Below are 16,601 nucleotides of genomic sequence, written 5' to 3'. Positions count from 1 at the left end.
GACTTCTCAAATATCATATTAATTTACGGCAATTATGAGATATATTTTTATTTGTATACATTACTGCTAAGTGCTTGCAGCACGACTTTTCAGTTTTTCAATATTAGATAACAGTTTGATTTCCTGTAATATTTCCATACAAGCTTATAATTGACCAATGACTAATAAGGTACTAAATGGGCTGCTTCCTTATGTATTGCCTCCTGTCTCATCACTTGTAAACAATAAGCAGATCCCTGGCTTCTACATTATCCCGCGGTTTCACCAGTACCTTGCTAATCTCCCCATCGTGCTCTGCATAAATGGTTGCTTCCATCTTCATCGCCTCCATAATCAGGAGCGGATCATTTTTGGTAACTTTATCACCTGCTGCTACTTTTACTTTAACAACCATGCCTGGCATAGGCGCGCCGACATGTTTACTATTCCCCTCCTCTATTTGAGGATGTCTGATGATTGAAGCGGCAATTTTACGATTTGCAATAACAACTTCACGCGGCTGACCGTTCAGTTCGAAGAATACCGTGCAATTTCCCTCTTCATTTACCGTACTTATTGCTACCAGTTTGAAAATCAGGGTTTTCCCTTCTTCAATGTCAATTGAGATTTCTTCATGCATGGGCATGCCATAAAAGAACACATCCGTAGGAATGACAGATACATCATCATATTTCTTTCTGTGTTCTGCATATTGAAAGAAGACTTCCGGATACATTAAATAAGACATAAGCTCTTCATTGGAGATAGTCCTGAAGATACGGGACTCTACTTTTTCCTTCATCTCTTCAAGGTACACAGGTGGAAGATTAGCGCCTGGCCTTTCCGTATAAGCAGGCGCTCCGCGCAAAATTTTGTACTGTACTTCTTTCGGAAAACCTCCCGTAGGCTGGCCAAGACGTCCCTCAAAAAATTCTACAACAGAGGTAGGAAATGAAATATCCTTGTCACTGCCGAGAATATCCTTTGCCTTCATATTATTTGTGACCAGAAAAAGTGTCATATCCCCGACCACTTTTGAAGATGGGGTTACTTTTACAATATCGCCAAAAATCTGATTCACCTCTGCGTAAACATCCGTAATTTCGCGCCACCGGTGCGCCAATCCCATTGAGTGCGCCTGTTGGAAAAGATTGGTAAACTGCCCCCCCGGAATTTCATGGTGGAACACCTCTGCGGTACATGCCTTTTGGATGGATTCAAATGGCGCATAGTATTCCCTGACCACTTCCCAGTAATCCGAGAGCAGTCCGAGTGCTTTAAAGTCCATACCGGTGCTGCGTTCGTGAAACCGCAGCATCTCTACCAGTGTATTCAGATTGGGTTGAGACGTTAATCCGGAAAGGGGTCCCATAGCCGCATCCACAATATCTACTCCAGCCTCTGCTGCTTTTATAAGGGTGGCAATCTGTCCGCCGGAAGTGTCGTGCGTATGCAAATGTACCGGAATGTTTACTGCCGACTTCAAAGCGTAAACAAGCTCATAAGCAGCGTAGGGCTTCAGTAGTCCTGCCATATCTTTTATTGACAGCATATGCGCTCCCAGTGCTTCCAGTTCTTTTGCCATTTTCACATAATAGTCAAGGGTATATTTCGTGCGTTTCGGGTCAAGTATATCACCGGTATAACATATCGCCGCCTCGCATAAGGCGCCGGTTTCCAGAACAGCATCCATCGCTACCCTCATATTTGCAACCCAGTTGAGCGAGTCGAAAACACGAAACACGTCTATTCCGCTTTCAGCCGACTGTCTGATAAATGCCTTGACAACATTATCGGGATAATTTGTATATCCCACGCCATTGGATGCCCTGAGCAGCATTTGAAAGAGTATGTTGGGCGCAAGTTTGCGCATGGAGCGCAAACGATCCCAGGGGCACTCTGTAAGAAACCTCATGGCAGTATCAAAGGTTGCTCCGCCCCACACTTCAATTGAAAAGAAATCGGCATGGTTCCTGGAATACACCTCAGCAATTTTCAGCATATCGATGGTTCTCATGCGGGTTGCAAGCAGTGACTGATGCGCATCACGAAATGTGGTATCCGCCAATAACAGTCGTTTTTCATCGCGAATATGTTGAACAAATTTTGCCGGTCCCATTTCAAGCAGCATATCACGGGCGCCTTTCGGCCTTGATTCTTTATGGTCAACTGTGGGTACCGGCGCTTTACGGCGGCATACGGATTTCGGAAGTTCTTTGATAAGTGGATGGCCGTTGACAAGGACGTCTCCTAAAAAACGCATGATAAGCGTAGCACGGTCCCTGCGCCGGGAAAAACGGACAAGGTCTTTATTCTCGTCAATAAAACGTGTAGTGCTCTTTCCTTTCAGGAAATCCTTGTGATTTATAAGATTAATGAGAAACGGAATATTGGTTTTTACGCCGCGAATCCGGAATTCATCCAAAGCCCTGTCCATGCGGTTCACTGCATCCTCAAAACAAATTCCGGACGCTGTAACCTTAACAAGCAGAGAATCGTAATAGGGGGTGACAATGGCTCCGGAAAAGGCGGTGCCTGCGTCAAGGCGAATGCCCATACCGCCGGCAGAACGGTAATGCTGAATACGTCCGTAGTCGGGAATAAACGTATTGGAAGGATCTTCTGTGGTGATCCGGCATTGAATGGCGACCCCCCTGGTTTGGATTGATTCCTGGTTTGGTATCCGGATTTCAGGTGAATCAAGGGGAAACCCTTTGCTGATCAATATCTGTCTTTTGACAATGTCGATATCGGTTATTGTTTCCGTAACGGTATGTTCAACCTGTATTCTTGGGTTGATTTCAATAAAATAAAATGTGTTTTTTTCCGTATCGAGAAGGAATTCCACCGTGCCGGCATTATCATAATCTACCGATTTGCATATTTTTACTGCCGCGTCACAGATGTCTTGCCTGACGGACGCATCAAGATGCTGTGCCGGGGCTATCTCTACAACTTTCTGATGGCGTCTTTGAAGGGTACAGTCGCGTTCATAGAGGTGTACAATATGTTTATATTTGTCTCCCAGTATTTGCACCTCAATATGACGCGCCTTTTCGATGTATTTTTCAATGAAGCATTCATCGGAGCCAAAGGCCGTCATTGATTCGCGCTGCGCTTCGCTAAGGCGGCTCACCAATTCAGATTCGCCGCGAACGATACGCATTCCCCGTCCGCCGCCGCCATGGGCAGCCTTAATGATAACCGGGTATCCCACTTCATTGCAAAAGGCCTTGGCTTCATCCGGGTTTCTGATAGGGTATTTATTTCCGGAAAGTATGGGGACCTGAGCCTTGTCGGCGATCTGCCTGGCGGATATCTTGTTGCCAAGCAGATCAAGTATTTCTGAACGTGGGCCTATAAAGGCAATGCCAGCTTTTTCGCATGCACGGGCAAAGTCTGCATTCTCGGAAAGAAACCCGTAACCCGGGTGTATGGCGTCTATTCCCTTATCTTTGGCAAGTTGAATGATTCCTTCAATATCTAAATACGCTTTAACGGGATCTTTGCCTTTGCCTGTCTGATATGCTTCGTCTGCTTTAAACCGATGAAGTGCGAAACGGTCTTCGTGGGAATATATTGCTACAGTCCTTATGCCCAATTCGTGCGCGGCACGAAAAACACGTATTGCTATTTCACTACGGTTGGCAACGAGTAGTTTTTTAAATCTTCTTATTTCCATTAAAAATCCTTCTACTGACAAGCAGGGTCGTTTTATATGACTGTTTTTGGGTAACAGCGGCCTTCATATCTTTTTCATCATAGTATTTTAATCATAAAATAAACACTATTTTTATTAATAATCAATGCATTTTACCCTATCACTTAATGCCGCTGATGATAGAGGGAAAAGCGAACCTGCCGGTATTTTTGTGATAAGCGGATATTACAGGCATCCCGGGAGAGAAACTCATGTTCCAGGGCGGGTCTGCAACCGTTCGGCTGAGCTCACGACGAAGCCTGAACCAGAGTAGAGACGCATGCAATGCGTCTTTACAATTTGGCGAATAGCGCTCTATAAGTATTACCCTGTAAAAACCTCTTTTTTGTAAGTTTTTTTAATGTTCTTTGTTCCCTTTGCGGTTAAAATCTTTTTGTCATTGCAATTTAATGGCACGGTATGTGCTTGCTGTTAATAATGCATAATAATATCATTTAGAGGTCGGACATGTCTGTGTTATATTAAGGTGCAGGAAATGTTTTGCCCCTACTGCATTTTGCAAAAGGAAAAGGCATGGATGAAGATATCCGTAGGAAACTGAGATGGTTTGAGTTTTATGAAAATAATGGGCGGAATGCACGGTTTACCTGCCGCCATTTTGGGATTTCCCCTGATACTTTTTACCGATGGAAGAAACGTTACGATCCGGAAAATCCTGCTTCGCTCGCGGATGACAAGAAAAATCGCAGGCCAAAAACACTGCGAAGGTCAACACTTCCCGCAGCTACTGTGCGGAAGGTAGAAAAGCTGAAGAATGAATATCCGGAGTGGAGTATCAGGAAACTGGTGGCATCCCTTGAGGCTGAAGGGGTTTTTCTTTCCGATTCAACCGTTTACCGGATTGTAAAGAGGCTGAATTTGTAATGCATAGCGCAGCAATGCCGCAACCAAAAAGAGTTTAACCACAAAGGGCACAAAGAACATAGAACACAAAGAACACGAAGAAAAGGTTACAAAAAAGAAGTTATTACAGGATAATACTATAGTAGAAGGAGGAAAAAAGAAATGGCAGCGAGAGAGATGTGTCCGTTTATAAAAACACCGCCGAGCAGTGATTGTTATTGTATAGAGGTCAACAGTATGAAAATCCCACCGTTTCTTGAGTACTGCACAAATAATTTTCTAAGATGTAATTTTTACATCTCACACTTAAAAAAGACACATGTATCCCGGCAAGGTGATTCCCTTGGAGGGTGATGTTTTTCAGCCTATTGGAGATGAAAAAGCAACAGGGTGCAGCCGGCAATCTACAGTCGGCAGTCGGCAAATTGCAGATTGCAGATTGCAGATTGCCGATTGGAGATTGGGGATTGGAGACTGGAGACTGGAGACTGTTTTCCTGCCAATAGCAAAAGAACGCTTTTTTTTATCCATTTCATTTAGCAGCTTTTTTTGAGGTCGGTAATATCTTTTGATATATCTACAAGTCCAATACTATTTCCGCTGCTGTCGCGGTAGGGGCTTTTTGTTGATAGCACTAATTTTGTTTTCCCGCCGTTAACGGGAATTTCCCGTTCGAATCTTTGCATCTTGCCGGAATGCAAAACCATGTCGTCTTCAGTATTGATTTTTTTCGCTATGTCCGCGGAAAAAATTTCGTCATTTTTCCTGCCGAGTATTTCGTTTAGCGGTTTTTCCATAAGTGTATATACGGCGGAATTTGCCAGAATAATACGGCCTTCAAGGTCTTTTACAAAAACGGCGTCATTGATGACTTCGATAACTGCCCGCAGAAGATTATTGCTCATCTTCAACTCCTCCTCCGCCTGTTTGCGCCGGAATGTCACCCCAAGCTGTGAAGCTACGGACGATACGAGCTTGACGAACTGTTCGTCCTGTCCGCACGCCTCGAACATAAAAAATACAATCACGGCAACCACCACGTCTTTGGCAAGAACGGGAATCGCCAGGCCCGCTTTTAACCCATGGGATCTTGCCAGTTCCGTGCGTGCGAAGTTTTTGTCAAGGGTTACGTCCCGCACCCATTCTACCTGTTTTGTAGACCATGTGCGGCCTGGCAGCCCTACGCCTCTTTCAAAGGTTTGTTTTTTGCTCAATGCGTCAAAATTTTGCAATCCCGGTTCCCGGGGAAACCAGGATGCGCTTCGCATGAGATAGGAGCCGCTTTCATCCGGAATCCACACCTCTCCAAGCGTCCAGTTTGTAAACTCGCAAACAGTGTGCAGCGCCGATTTCATTGCTGCGTGAAAGCTATCAGATTCATTTATGGAAAGTATCAGTTTTTCCAAAAGAAAGATTTCTTCCTGCGCGCGTTTCAGTTTTGTGATGTTTACAATGGTAATGACGATGCCATCGATCATATTGTTTTCCGTTTGATACGGCAAAAAACGGACGAGATACCACGTGCTGTCCGGCTCCTTTATCTCCTTTTCGTAAGGGATTAATGTTTTAAAGACCTTTTCCAGATTTTCGGTAAGTCTTTCCCGGATAAGGAACGTATTTAAATGGCTGATAGGACGTTTTACGTCAGACTCCAGGAGATTCATCATCTTTCCCGCCGCCGGGGTAAATCGCTTTATACATAGATTTTTATCAAGGAAAACGGTGCCTATCTCCGTGCTGCTCAGGAGGGTGTTGATATCGCTGTTTGCCTTTGACAGGTCATCGATTTTGTACTGAAGCTCGGCGTTTATGATGTTCAGTTCCTCGTTCATCGACTGGAGTTCTTCCTTTGTTGTTTCCAATTCTTCTTTAGTGCTCCGTAACTCTTCGTCCTTTTCCCTCACGGTTTCATGCGCCTGTTTCATTTTCCCGTTTGCATCTTCCAGATTTTCAAGAATATCGCAGAGCGACTTTTTCGTCTCCTCCAGTTCTTTTTCAAGCGCTGCGGTATGTGGCGGGGTCTCTTTTGTGTGAGAAAAGAGGGGTGGGAAATCTCCGCCGTGTCCGGGAGACCTTTGGCCATGAAAAACGACTATATACAACTGGCTATGCGCATGCGCCTCCGGAAATGGCCGGACGCTGATGTTTATTGTGCGGGGGGCGTCATCGGTATTCATCCTGATTGGCTTGCTGTAAATAGTCTTTTTTTGTTTTACAGCCTGTTTTATGGCAAATCTCAATTCAGGCCGAAATGCCTCGCGCGCCATTTTTATAATGTTAAAACTCGGCTCTCCAGCCGGGAGTTTCAGAAAGCCATCTATTCTGCCGTGAATATGGAGAATGGTGTAGTCTTCATTTATAATTACGCACGGTGGTGAAAACTCATCGAACAACACCTTTGCCAGATGCTCTTTTATACTGACCGGTTCAACAGCGTTGGCATGCTGTTGTTCTTTATGACAGAACAGTTCGCCTTTTTCCTGTGATAAGGCTGTTGCTGTTGACAAGCTGACAGAGGAATGTATTTTTTTAAAAATCCTGTTCTTTTCGTCAATTGCGGCAAAGAGACGGCTAAACCCTCTTATTGACTCTGATTTGCCAAGAAAGAGATACCCATTCGGACGTAAAACGTGATAAAAAAGCGGCAGCAATCTGTCTTGCAGTGTTGTGTCGAAATAAATGAGGAGATTTTTACAGCTAATCATATCCATTCGGGAAAAGGGCGGGTCCTTAATAATGTTATGGCATGAAAAGATTACCATCTCTCTTATCTGGCTGTTGATGATAAATGAATGGTTCTTTTTGTGGAAAAAGCGCTTAATCCGTTCGGGAGATACATGGTCGACTCTGTCTTGCGGGTACAACGCCGCACGTGCAAAATGGATGGCGTCTTCGTTTAGGTCGTTGGCAAAAATCTGTATCTTGAAATGCAGATGCGCCTCTTCCATACATTCTGTCAAAAGCATTGCTATGGAATACGGCTCCTCTCCGGTTGCGCAGCCGGGTACCCATATCCGCACCACATCTCCCGCAGATTTGTTTTTAAATATCTCCGGAAAAACCTTTTCTTTAATGACAGCATCATTTTCCATCTCCCGGAAAAAATGGGTGACGGTTATCAATAATTCACGGAAAAGCGCATTTGCTTCAGAAGGGCTTTGCTGAAGAAAGGATACGTATTGTGTGATGCTGTTTATACAGTTTTGAGACATCCGTTTTTCAATCCTTCTGGCGAAGGTGCTTTTTTTGTAGTGAGAAAAATTGTGCCCGGTTTTCATCAGGATTATTTTTATGATGTCCTTTATACTGCGGTAATATTTCGGGGGTATGGCCTCTGTCTTTTCTGAGTTTTCAATGCGGCGGCTTTTTATACATTGCAGAAGTTTGGCGGGCATCTCATGCGGAGGCAGTATAAAATCAACACATCCTGTGGCAATAGTGCTTTCCGGCATGCCGTCAAATTCTGCGCTGTTTACGTCCTGTGCCATAGTAATGCCCCCCGATTCCTTGATCGCCTTTATGCCGGCGGCGCCGTCATTGCCTGCCCCGGAAAATATTATGCCGGCAGCGCAGCTTTCCTGGTTTTGCGCTAACGCAGTGAAAAAATCATCAATCGGTTTCCTGTGCAAAGGCGTCTCTTTGCAATCCTTCAGAAATGCTATTTTACCTGATAGCGTAAGGTGTTTGTATGCCGGCATTACATAGACATGATTGGGCTGTATGCGGTTTTCCCTTTCCATATCTACCACCTTCATAGGTGTGGTTTTTTGCAGGATACTTGTGAGAATACTTTTGCTGCCGGGGTCAAAGTGCTGCAGTACGATAAACGCAATGCCTTTTCCCGGAGGCATATGGGAAAAAAACTGTTTCAATGCAACGATACCCCCTGCCGAGGCGCCGATGCCGGCAATGTAAAAAGCGCCGTTATTGTGTTCTGTAGGCGTTTCCCCCGGAGAGGCTGGCGCTGGGGGCAATGTATCCATGACTGTTTCAGAAGGGGATTTCTTTTTGGCCATGATAGTAGTTTACGTATAGTTTTGAGATCAAAATATAATAATAATGTTCACATAGTAAAAGCAATAGCGCAAGACAAAACTCCGGGTCATGAAAGAGTTATCGTAACACTTTTTAAATATTGACAATGGAATTGCGTTGTCTATAATGCACGCATAATTTTACCCTATATAAATTAATACAGGAGGAGAAATAATGGTGGATTGGAGGAACCACATTGTAAGTACATCAGATGTGCTTAGGGGGAAACCCAGAATTAAAGGAACCAGAATCCCGGTTAGCCTTATCCTTGGGTATTTGGCCGCTGGCGAACCTATTGAAAAAATTATGGCGGAATTTACTGGTATTACTAAGGAACAAATAGCAGCTTGTCTGGATTATGCCCGCGAGCTTTCTGAATATGAGGTAGCCGTTTGATGGCGTTGATATCTTCGCTGGTTCAGGTTTGTAACCTGAACCAAACGTTTTATACCTTCAATCCAGCCTTCTATTGGCAAAACAAATAACAAACAAATTTCAAATTCCAAACAGTCATCAGGAATAAAGTGTTACGAATTTGTGATTTGGGTATTGGAATTTTACCACAGTGCATGGCCACATTATTCGCATAAACTAATGGGTTCAGGTTGCAAACCAATGTCATTAAGTTAAGGATATTTGATCAAAAAACAACCCCCTTTATCCCCCTTTTTTAAGGGGAACTTTTATGGCAGGCTGCTTAACTTAATGACATTGGGTTGCAAACCTGAACCCGCCTTGAAGTGAGAATTTGAATATTGAATATTTTTGTTCTGCAAGGAAAAGACGAACGTTCCCCCTCTTTTATTTCTTGATAGTTATCATTTATTGAGTCTTTTCATATATCAAAGAATTTTTCCCTTTAACAATACGAATCAACCTTAACCACTATACACACATTATGAATACTCCAGAACCTCTTATCTTTGAAAAATCCGTTTCCGGCAGAAGATGTTTTATACTGCCCGCCTGCGATGTGCCGGAAAGACCCATAACACAGTTTATTCCTCAAAAAATGCAAAGGAGCCTGAACCCCAACTTTCCCGAAGTATCGGAAATTGACATAGTGCGACATTTTACAAAACTTTCCCAAATGAACTATTGCGTTGACACGCATTTTTATCCGCTGGGTTCATGTACCATGAAATATAATCCGAAGATAAATGAAGATGCCGCAAATCTGGAAGGTTTTACAAGGCTACATCCTTACCAACCGCAAGAACAATGCCAGGGTACCTTAAAGATACTCTATGATCTGGAACAGATGCTTGCAGATATATCAGGTATGCCTTGTTTCACATTACAACCTGCGGCGGGCGCCCATGGTGAATTAACAGGCATGCTGATAATTCAGGCATATATGAAGAAACAGCGGGAAACCAGAAATACCATTATTGTGCCTGATTCTGCCCATGGAACAAATCCTGCCTCCGCCGCCCTTTGCGGCTACCGTATTGAATCCGTTCAATCAGATGCCAACGGACTTATCGATGTTAAAAAACTGAAACAAATGCTGTCAAATGATACGGCGGCTCTCATGGTTACCAACCCCAACACCCTCGGCCTTTTTGAAAAAGATATACTTGAAATAAGTAAAATCGCCCACGATGCCGGAGCGCTGGTTTATTGTGACGGCGCCAACATGAATGCGCTTCTGGGCATAGCGCGTCCGGGAGACATGGGGGTAGATATTTTACATCTGAATCTGCACAAAACATTTTCTACCCCTCATGGAGGAGGCGGGCCTGGGGCGGGTCCGATAGGGGTTTCAAGGGCATTAGAGGCATTCCTCCCTACACCACGAACAGTAAAAAATGCGGATGATTCATACGCATTAACGTATGATTTCCCGGACTCAATAGGAAGGGTCAGGGCTTTTTATGGTCATGTGGGTATAATGATTCGGGCATATACGTACCTGTTATCGTTAGGGAAGGAGGGGATAATAAAAACGGGGGAAAACGCCGTCTTAAACGCCAATTACCTGAGAAATATCCTTTCAAAATATTACGAAATACCGTATGGAAAGACCTGCATGCATGAATTTGTCATATCCGCAAAAAAACAAAAGGCAAAGGGCGTTTCCGCTTTGGATATTGCCAAAAAATTATTGGATTACGGTTTTCATGCCCCTACGATTTATTTCCCACTAATAGTGGAAGAGGCTTTAATGGTGGAACCGACAGAAACTGAGTCACGGGAAACACTGGATGCGTTTGCATGCGCAATGATTGAAATTGCCGGCGCAATTGTGCAAGCGCCGGAAACCGTGCGTAATGCACCTCAAAAAACGAAAATCGGACGCCCTGACGAAGTAATCGCCGCCAGAAATCCAAAATTAAAGTGGACGGGTGAATGAAGACTATTTTGCAACCTTGTAGGCAATAACATTTACCAGTTCAATTTGATACGTCTTGTTCAGGTCTTGTATGCCAATTGCTGCACGGGTTGGACATGATTTGACAAATTCCTTGTACACGGCGTTCATCTCTCCCCAGTAATCCATATTTTTAAGGAAAATAATTAAATTTACTATTCTATCGGGCTTTGAACCCATAGCTTCCAATGCAGTTTTCAGGTTTGAAAAAACCAGTTTAAATTGTTCTTTTGGAACCAGACCAGGTACTTCACCCGACGCATCCACAGGGATAAAACCACCGCAGCGTATTTTAATTGCCCGGACTTTTGTCAGTCTGACCATGTCCTCTTCAAAGTAATCGCTCATCAACCCTATTTGCCGTTCAGGTTGCTTCCCGACGTTTTTCAGAGAATCCCTTAGTATAAGGTCTAATAATGTGTCTCTTTCTTTAAAAGACAACTGCAATGCTTTATCAATGGGTAATGCATCTAAATCTGCTAAAGTTAAATTTGCCATTTTTCCCCTCTTTTCGTTAAAAGACAAAACAAAATACAATTCATTGCCAGAAGAATGGTAACACTAATACGGACAGACCGCCACTAACGGGCTACATGGTATTTTTTCTATCCCGTGAATTTTTCAAAAAGCTAAAATGTTACAATGTTACAATATTCAATGTTCAATGTTCAATGTAAAAGAATAGAAGCAAATGAGCAACAATTTGAGAATTGAATATTGAACATTTTCCCCTTTTCCCTGGCTCCTGTAAGTACTGTACCGGTAGATATACAGGTATGGAGGATTGCCCGTATAACTACCGGTATATAAATTACACCGTTAAAGTAGAGACGCACGGCTGTGAGTCTCTGCATTTTGATTGCGGCTTTGCTGCGTAATGATGCAACAAGTGGGAACGTCATGCATCCAGAACCCTCTCTGCTTGTTCTTTGTCATAATCCATGATATAGGTAATGCCGGTGATATCAGTAGCTTCTCTCGTTAATGTAAAAATATCATCCCTCGTTATATCGTTAACCGACCATCTCCGGGAACCGGCCATTAGTTGCCTCAATCCAGTTGCCAGGCGCTGATAATAAGAATACATCCCAATAGCGCCTGTGGGAATATTGCCAAACTGATCCTTTACCTTTTGTGAGTAATAGAAGATTTGATCGGTGGAAGAACCATATTCCGAAACAGGTTTTGGCACTTTTCCATCAGCAACAGCTTTGCCAATTGTGTTGCCGACCATGGCGGCGCATATGGTAGAACGTGACATCCCAACCGCCTTAATAAACGGCGATAAAAGGGCAAAGGACTTATAAATATGGTCTTCCGAAACGAGACCCCCTGCAAGGACTATATCAGGGACGTATTCGCCACGGTCAGCAAGCCTTTTGCAATATTCATACGTTAATGCGGCGATATACACCGTTGGCAGTCCCCATTCATTCATCATACGCCAGGGACTCATGCCCGTTCCGCCGCCGGAACCATCGATTGTCAGGACGTCTATCCTTGCCCAGGAAGCAAATTTAATGGCGCGGGCAAGGTCAGAAGGCCGGTAAGACCCTGTCTTTAAAAAGACATATTTGGCGCCGGCATCTCTTAAATGCTGGACGTTATTCATGAATCCGTCAAATGCCCGCGACATGGCGTCTGGTATTGCGCAAATCCGTGTGTGCCTTTCAAAGCCCTTAATCGTCCCGTTTTTAAATGCCTGCTGCGTAAGTGCATCTTCAGGGTCTGGAATGACCACATATCCAAGTTTTTTTAACCGGATGGCCTTTTCAATGGAAGTTAACTTTACCTCGCCTCCGATATTTTTGGCGCCCTGTCCCCATTTCAATTCGACGGCGTCCGCCCCTAATTTCTCAAGGGAGTAGGGTAATACCCCAAGACGCCAGTCTTCCTGGTTTGCCTGAATTGCAATAAATCCATACCCATCCTTTTGATGATCCTTAAACGATTTGAAACGCCTCACTAATTCCGGGCTGTTTGTAACATTGCCGTCCGTTATGGTTGAATCATCATCCATCGCAGCCACATTTTCACCGAGGACAATGCCAGTGCCGCAGATAGCTGCGCCGGAGCCTAAAGACTCAAAGTGGGTTTGGGCTATTTTTGTTGAACCAAGGCCTGTACAAATTATGGGGATACGCAATTTTAGTCCACCGTCCCTCCCCATTTTCGTTTCAATACAGGCGTTGGTAAACAGGTCATATTCCTTTTGGTGATGTCCTGTGATTGAGCCTGTTATGTTAAAATGAGAAAAATCAACGGGGAAATCCTTTTGCGCCCCTGCGGTAATTTCTCCAAACGGCACAGGATAAATCGCTTCAGGCCCCCTATAGGCGGATTTGCCAATTTCGCAATATCCGGGGCAGCCATCCAGGCACGTAACGCACATACCGCTTTGGGGCAATACCTCATCGCCTAAACGGGTCCATGTGCCTGTGGCCCTTGATTTGTTCGGGATAAACAAGGATCCCATAAAATACTCCTTTCCTTGTGGTTAACAAATTTAACGGTTGGAATAGTTATAGCGCACCAGCAGATTTTTTGATTAAAATTTGGTTGCCTTCTCTAACCCGTCCCACAATACCGTTCTTGCGTCAAGGAAATCAAGAGCGCCCTTCCTTATTTTTCTCTGCTCTTCTTCTGTTTTAGAGCAAAATACCAGAGAGTTTCTGATGTTTGCGGCATGCTCAACGTCTAATTCTATATGAGCAGAAAAGAAGAGCACTGCATCATCATTTAATCCGGCGCGTTTACAGCCTTCACGAATCGGCTGATACATGGTAGGCACAATATACTCAGTCCCTGGTCCCAATGCCCCCAAGGCTTCAACATAATCCATATAATGAATGTTCAGGTATTTTTCCACAAACAATTTTGTCTCAGGCAGCATTACTATATTGTTCAATGCCTGCTGATCGGTATTAACGCCAGCCGCCTTTAAGAATCTGCGGAAGATTGCAGGGTGGGTAAGTTCTGCATCCATGCCTTTTTTCTCTTCACTTCTACCGCCGTACTCTTCAAATAAATTCTTAATTAAAGGCGCCCTGCCTGCTTCGTCGGGACAAATAGCAATTGCACCAGCCAAATACCGTGAAAAATGCCTTGAAAAACAATAGTATTGTTCCGCATATAATTTTACCGCCTTCATATCCGCTTTTGTTCTGAATTTTTGCAAATATGGGTGGTCGTTAGCCGCCGGATGTTTTAAAACTTCTGCTTCCAGTTTGTCAAAAAATGCGTCAGTTGACATAGCCATAATTATTAACTCCTCCTAAAAAGTATGTAGATTTATCAAAATATCTTAAAATTCAAACAAAGAATTACTAACAATATACTGCACTGAATTAATCAATACACCTCCTTCCTGCTTCAGACATGGATCAAAAAAGCATTAAATTCCTTAAAATAATCCGCCCTTATTTTATACCTTTACTGTTCAGATGTTTGCTATACCTCTGATCCGTTTCACTAATATGTTTATTTAGCCAATCGGTAAGGAATTTTGAGACCTCTACGGTTAAGCTTACTTTTCCCGCATTGTAATCATTTTGAAGCGCTAATACCTTTGCCGTCATCTTGTCGTGTTTGTCCTTGTGCTCAACATATTCCGGATAATCATGTTGCTTAAATATCTTCTCTTCTGCGGCAAAATGGAAACCTGTGTAATTTATTAATTTTTTTAAAATTTCACCAACAACGAGCTTCCCTTTCCCCTGCCTCATAGCGTCATCCAGATCATTAATCATTTCTATTAGTTGCTTATGATGTCCATCAAACTCAGCAATTTTTACACTATACTCATCTTTCCATGTCATTAAAGGCATAACTCCATCTCCCTAAATAATATTTCCTCTTAAAAAACCCAACGACTTTTTGGATATTCCGTAGGATGGGTGAAGCGGAGTGAACCCATCAATTCAATAGTATTTACTTTTGTTTGATGGGGTGCGCCTGCCCAGTTAAATAATTAACATAGTAAATATTCAGGCTTACTAATTTATCTAAACAGGGTAAGCTTCATTCATCCTAGTCCTATTCCTTCGCTTTAATGCCCCACCAGCGGGGAACAAAGACGCAACACATATCAAACTACCTTAGAACTTCGCTAGCAATCGTTGTGCCTGAAAAAATGCCTGTCTGTTATTTTGAAATAAATATCTGATATGATGAGAGTTATAACAATGGTGATATTTTTGTTACAGGATGGATAAGTATTTGAGAGGGGTTGTTAGCAGATTTTTCCGAAAAATTTTCGCATATTGACTATATGCCGGCAAAACGTGCGAATTTTTTTCGCATTCAGCACCATTCTTTGGTTTTGTATTCGATTTTTCGTGTAGATATGCCCAATATTTTTGCAGCGGATTGTTTGCTGCCATTGGTTATTTGGAGGGTTCTTTGGATGATCTCTTTTTCGGCTTCTTTCAGGGTAGTGCCTATGGGTATTTTAATTACCGGGATATATTCATTGTCCGGCATAATGCTCTCCGGCAAATGATCAACGGAAATGGTATCGCTTTTACACAATACAACAGCCCGTTCTATGGTATTTTGCAGTTCCCTGATATTGCCCTGCCAATGGTGGGAACAGAGCGTTTTTATGGCCTCCGGGTCGAAACCTTTTATCTCTTTCTTGTATTTCTTCGCATATTTAACGGCAAAATAATTTGAGAGAATGGGAATATCGTCTTTTCTTTCTCTCAAAGGGGGCATTTGGATGCAGATAACGTTGAGGCGGTAAAATAAATCCTCCCGGAATCTCCCCTCTGAGACTTCCTCTTCAAGATTCCGGTTTGTTGCAGCAATACACCTCACATCCACTTTTATGGTCTTTTCCCCGCCGACACGTTCAAACTCTCCTTTTTCCAGGACGCGCAACAATTTGACCTGAACTTTCAGGCTCATCTCTGCCAATTCATCCAGAAAAAGGGTTCCGCCGTCTGCCAGTTCAAACCGCCCCTTTCGTGATTGTATCGCCCCCGTAAAGGCGCCCTTTTCGTGTCCGAATAATTCACTCTCGAGAATTCCTTCAGATAGCGCGGCGCAATGCAATGCCACGAATGGTTTTCCGGCCCTTTCGCTCCTGTAATGTATGGCGTGCGCTACAAGTTCCTTTCCCGTTCCCGTCTCTCCCATAATAAGAACAGAGGCCGTACTGGGGGCAACGTCTTCAATCAGTTTAAAAATCCGATGCATTTGCGGAGAGCCGCCCACCAGCTCGGAAAATGTATACTTATCTTTCAGCTCTTCCTTTAACAGCCGGTTTTGGATTACGAGTTGTTGTTTCTCCCAAAGTTTTTCCAAAACCAATTCAAGTTCTTCCACGTCTACCGGCTTTGCTAAATATTCATCAGCTCCGTGTTTCACCGCATTTACCGCCGATTTGATAGAACTGTACGCCGTTACAACGACAATGGCAATAGATGAGTTTTTTTTCTTTATTTCCTGGAGCAATGACAGCCCTCCCATACCGGGAAGCTTCATGTCTGTTATAACAATATCAAAGCTTTCCCTTGAGAGTTGATTTAAGGCGTCATAGCCGGAAGAGACCCCGGAAGCGGTATATCCGCCCCTTCTCAAAATCTGTATCAATCCGTCGAGGGTATTTTTATCGTCTTCAACCACTAACAGCTTTGGTTTTGTCAT

11 protein-coding genes are annotated in these 16,601 nt (G+C 43.5%); 4 read left to right on the top strand and 7 right to left on the bottom strand.

Translation table 11 applies throughout. From position 1 onward, the window contains the following. Positions 1 to 211 precede the first annotated feature (211 nt). Complete coding sequence (locus tag ABJL82_RS06800; protein WP_347273978.1) at positions 212 to 3,661, bottom strand: pyruvate carboxylase; 3,450 nt, start codon at positions 3,659 to 3,661, stop codon at positions 212 to 214. Between the two features lie 552 nt (positions 3,662 to 4,213). Between ABJL82_RS06800 and ABJL82_RS06795 the strand changes: the two genes are divergently transcribed. Next, entirely contained in the window at positions 4,214 to 4,564 is a 351-nt protein-coding gene (locus tag ABJL82_RS06795; RefSeq protein WP_347273977.1) for a helix-turn-helix domain-containing protein, read from the top strand. 353 nt (positions 4,565 to 4,917) lie between these two features. Beyond that, complete coding sequence (locus tag ABJL82_RS06790; protein ID WP_347273976.1) at positions 4,918 to 5,049, top strand: hypothetical protein; 132 nt, start codon at positions 4,918 to 4,920, stop codon at positions 5,047 to 5,049. Positions 5,050 to 5,079: 30 nt separating this feature from the next. Here the strand turns inward: ABJL82_RS06790 and ABJL82_RS06785 are convergent, their stop codons facing one another. Beyond that, positions 5,080 to 8,559 carry a chemotaxis protein CheB gene (locus tag ABJL82_RS06785; RefSeq protein WP_347273975.1) on the bottom strand — a complete coding sequence of 1,160 codons (3,480 nt, stop codon included), beginning with the start codon at positions 8,557 to 8,559 and terminating at the stop codon, positions 5,080 to 5,082. Between the two features lie 190 nt (positions 8,560 to 8,749). Here ABJL82_RS06785 and ABJL82_RS06780 point away from each other — a divergent pair, with 190 nt between their 5' ends. Next, positions 8,750 to 8,974 carry a DUF433 domain-containing protein gene (locus tag ABJL82_RS06780; protein ID WP_347274026.1) on the top strand — a complete coding sequence of 75 codons (225 nt, stop codon included), beginning with the start codon at positions 8,750 to 8,752 and terminating at the stop codon, positions 8,972 to 8,974. A gap of 502 nt (positions 8,975 to 9,476) precedes the next feature. After that, positions 9,477 to 10,934 (top strand): aminomethyl-transferring glycine dehydrogenase subunit GcvPB, encoded by a 1,458-nt coding sequence (gcvPB, locus tag ABJL82_RS06775; protein ID WP_347273974.1) that lies wholly within the window; start codon positions 9,477 to 9,479, stop codon positions 10,932 to 10,934. A gap of 3 nt (positions 10,935 to 10,937) precedes the next feature. Here the strand turns inward: gcvPB and ABJL82_RS06770 are convergent, their stop codons facing one another. From ABJL82_RS06770 to ABJL82_RS06750, 5 genes are all read right to left on the bottom strand, one after another. Further along, positions 10,938 to 11,450: a RidA family protein gene (locus ABJL82_RS06770; protein ID WP_347273973.1), complete on the bottom strand. Its 513-nt coding sequence runs from the start codon at positions 11,448 to 11,450 to the stop codon at positions 10,938 to 10,940. Positions 11,451 to 11,850: 400 nt separating this feature from the next. Beyond that, positions 11,851 to 13,428 carry an FMN-binding glutamate synthase family protein gene (locus ABJL82_RS06765; protein WP_347273972.1) on the bottom strand — a complete coding sequence of 526 codons (1,578 nt, stop codon included), beginning with the start codon at positions 13,426 to 13,428 and terminating at the stop codon, positions 11,851 to 11,853. Positions 13,429 to 13,500: 72 nt separating this feature from the next. Next, positions 13,501 to 14,211, bottom strand: coding sequence for an iron-containing redox enzyme family protein (locus ABJL82_RS06760; RefSeq protein WP_347273971.1), 711 nt, complete (start codon positions 14,209 to 14,211; stop codon positions 13,501 to 13,503). Between the two features lie 160 nt (positions 14,212 to 14,371). Continuing rightward, positions 14,372 to 14,770, bottom strand: a complete 399-nt coding sequence (locus ABJL82_RS06755) for a bacteriohemerythrin (protein ID WP_347273970.1) — start codon at positions 14,768 to 14,770, stop codon at positions 14,372 to 14,374. 484 nt (positions 14,771 to 15,254) lie between these two features. Continuing rightward, entirely contained in the window at positions 15,255 to 16,601 is a 1,347-nt protein-coding gene (locus ABJL82_RS06750; RefSeq protein ID WP_347273969.1) for a sigma-54 dependent transcriptional regulator, read from the bottom strand.

The organism is Candidatus Kuenenia sp. (assembly GCF_039794105.1).
In the GTDB taxonomy this organism is placed as follows: Bacteria; Planctomycetota; Brocadiia; order Brocadiales; family Brocadiaceae; genus Kuenenia.
The sequence above is the reverse complement of the archived record's forward strand: the minus strand, read 5'-3'. Positions and strand labels throughout refer to the sequence as shown.

What these genes read in the sequence shown, in the direction of transcription:
- ABJL82_RS06785 (WP_347273975.1), bottom strand. Translation starts at nt 8,559, where the DNA reads ATGGCCAAAAAGAAATCCCCTTCTGAAACAGTCATGGATACATTGCCC.
- gcvPB (WP_347273974.1), top strand. Translation starts at nt 9,477, where the DNA reads ATGAATACTCCAGAACCTCTTATCTTTGAAAAATCCGTTTCCGGCAGA.
- ABJL82_RS06755 (WP_347273970.1), bottom strand. Translation starts at nt 14,770, where the DNA reads ATGACATGGAAAGATGAGTATAGTGTAAAAATTGCTGAGTTTGATGGA.
- ABJL82_RS06750 (WP_347273969.1), bottom strand. Translation starts at nt 16,601, where the DNA reads ATGACAAAACCAAAGCTGTTAGTGGTTGAAGACGATAAAAATACCCTC.
- ABJL82_RS06770 (WP_347273973.1), bottom strand. Translation starts at nt 11,450, where the DNA reads ATGGCAAATTTAACTTTAGCAGATTTAGATGCATTACCCATTGATAAA.
- ABJL82_RS06790 (WP_347273976.1), top strand. Translation starts at nt 4,918, where the DNA reads ATGAAAAAGCAACAGGGTGCAGCCGGCAATCTACAGTCGGCAGTCGGC.
- ABJL82_RS06795 (WP_347273977.1), top strand. Translation starts at nt 4,214, where the DNA reads ATGGATGAAGATATCCGTAGGAAACTGAGATGGTTTGAGTTTTATGAA.
- ABJL82_RS06760 (WP_347273971.1), bottom strand. Translation starts at nt 14,211, where the DNA reads ATGGCTATGTCAACTGACGCATTTTTTGACAAACTGGAAGCAGAAGTT.
- ABJL82_RS06800 (WP_347273978.1), bottom strand. Translation starts at nt 3,661, where the DNA reads ATGGAAATAAGAAGATTTAAAAAACTACTCGTTGCCAACCGTAGTGAA.
- ABJL82_RS06765 (WP_347273972.1), bottom strand. Translation starts at nt 13,428, where the DNA reads ATGGGATCCTTGTTTATCCCGAACAAATCAAGGGCCACAGGCACATGG.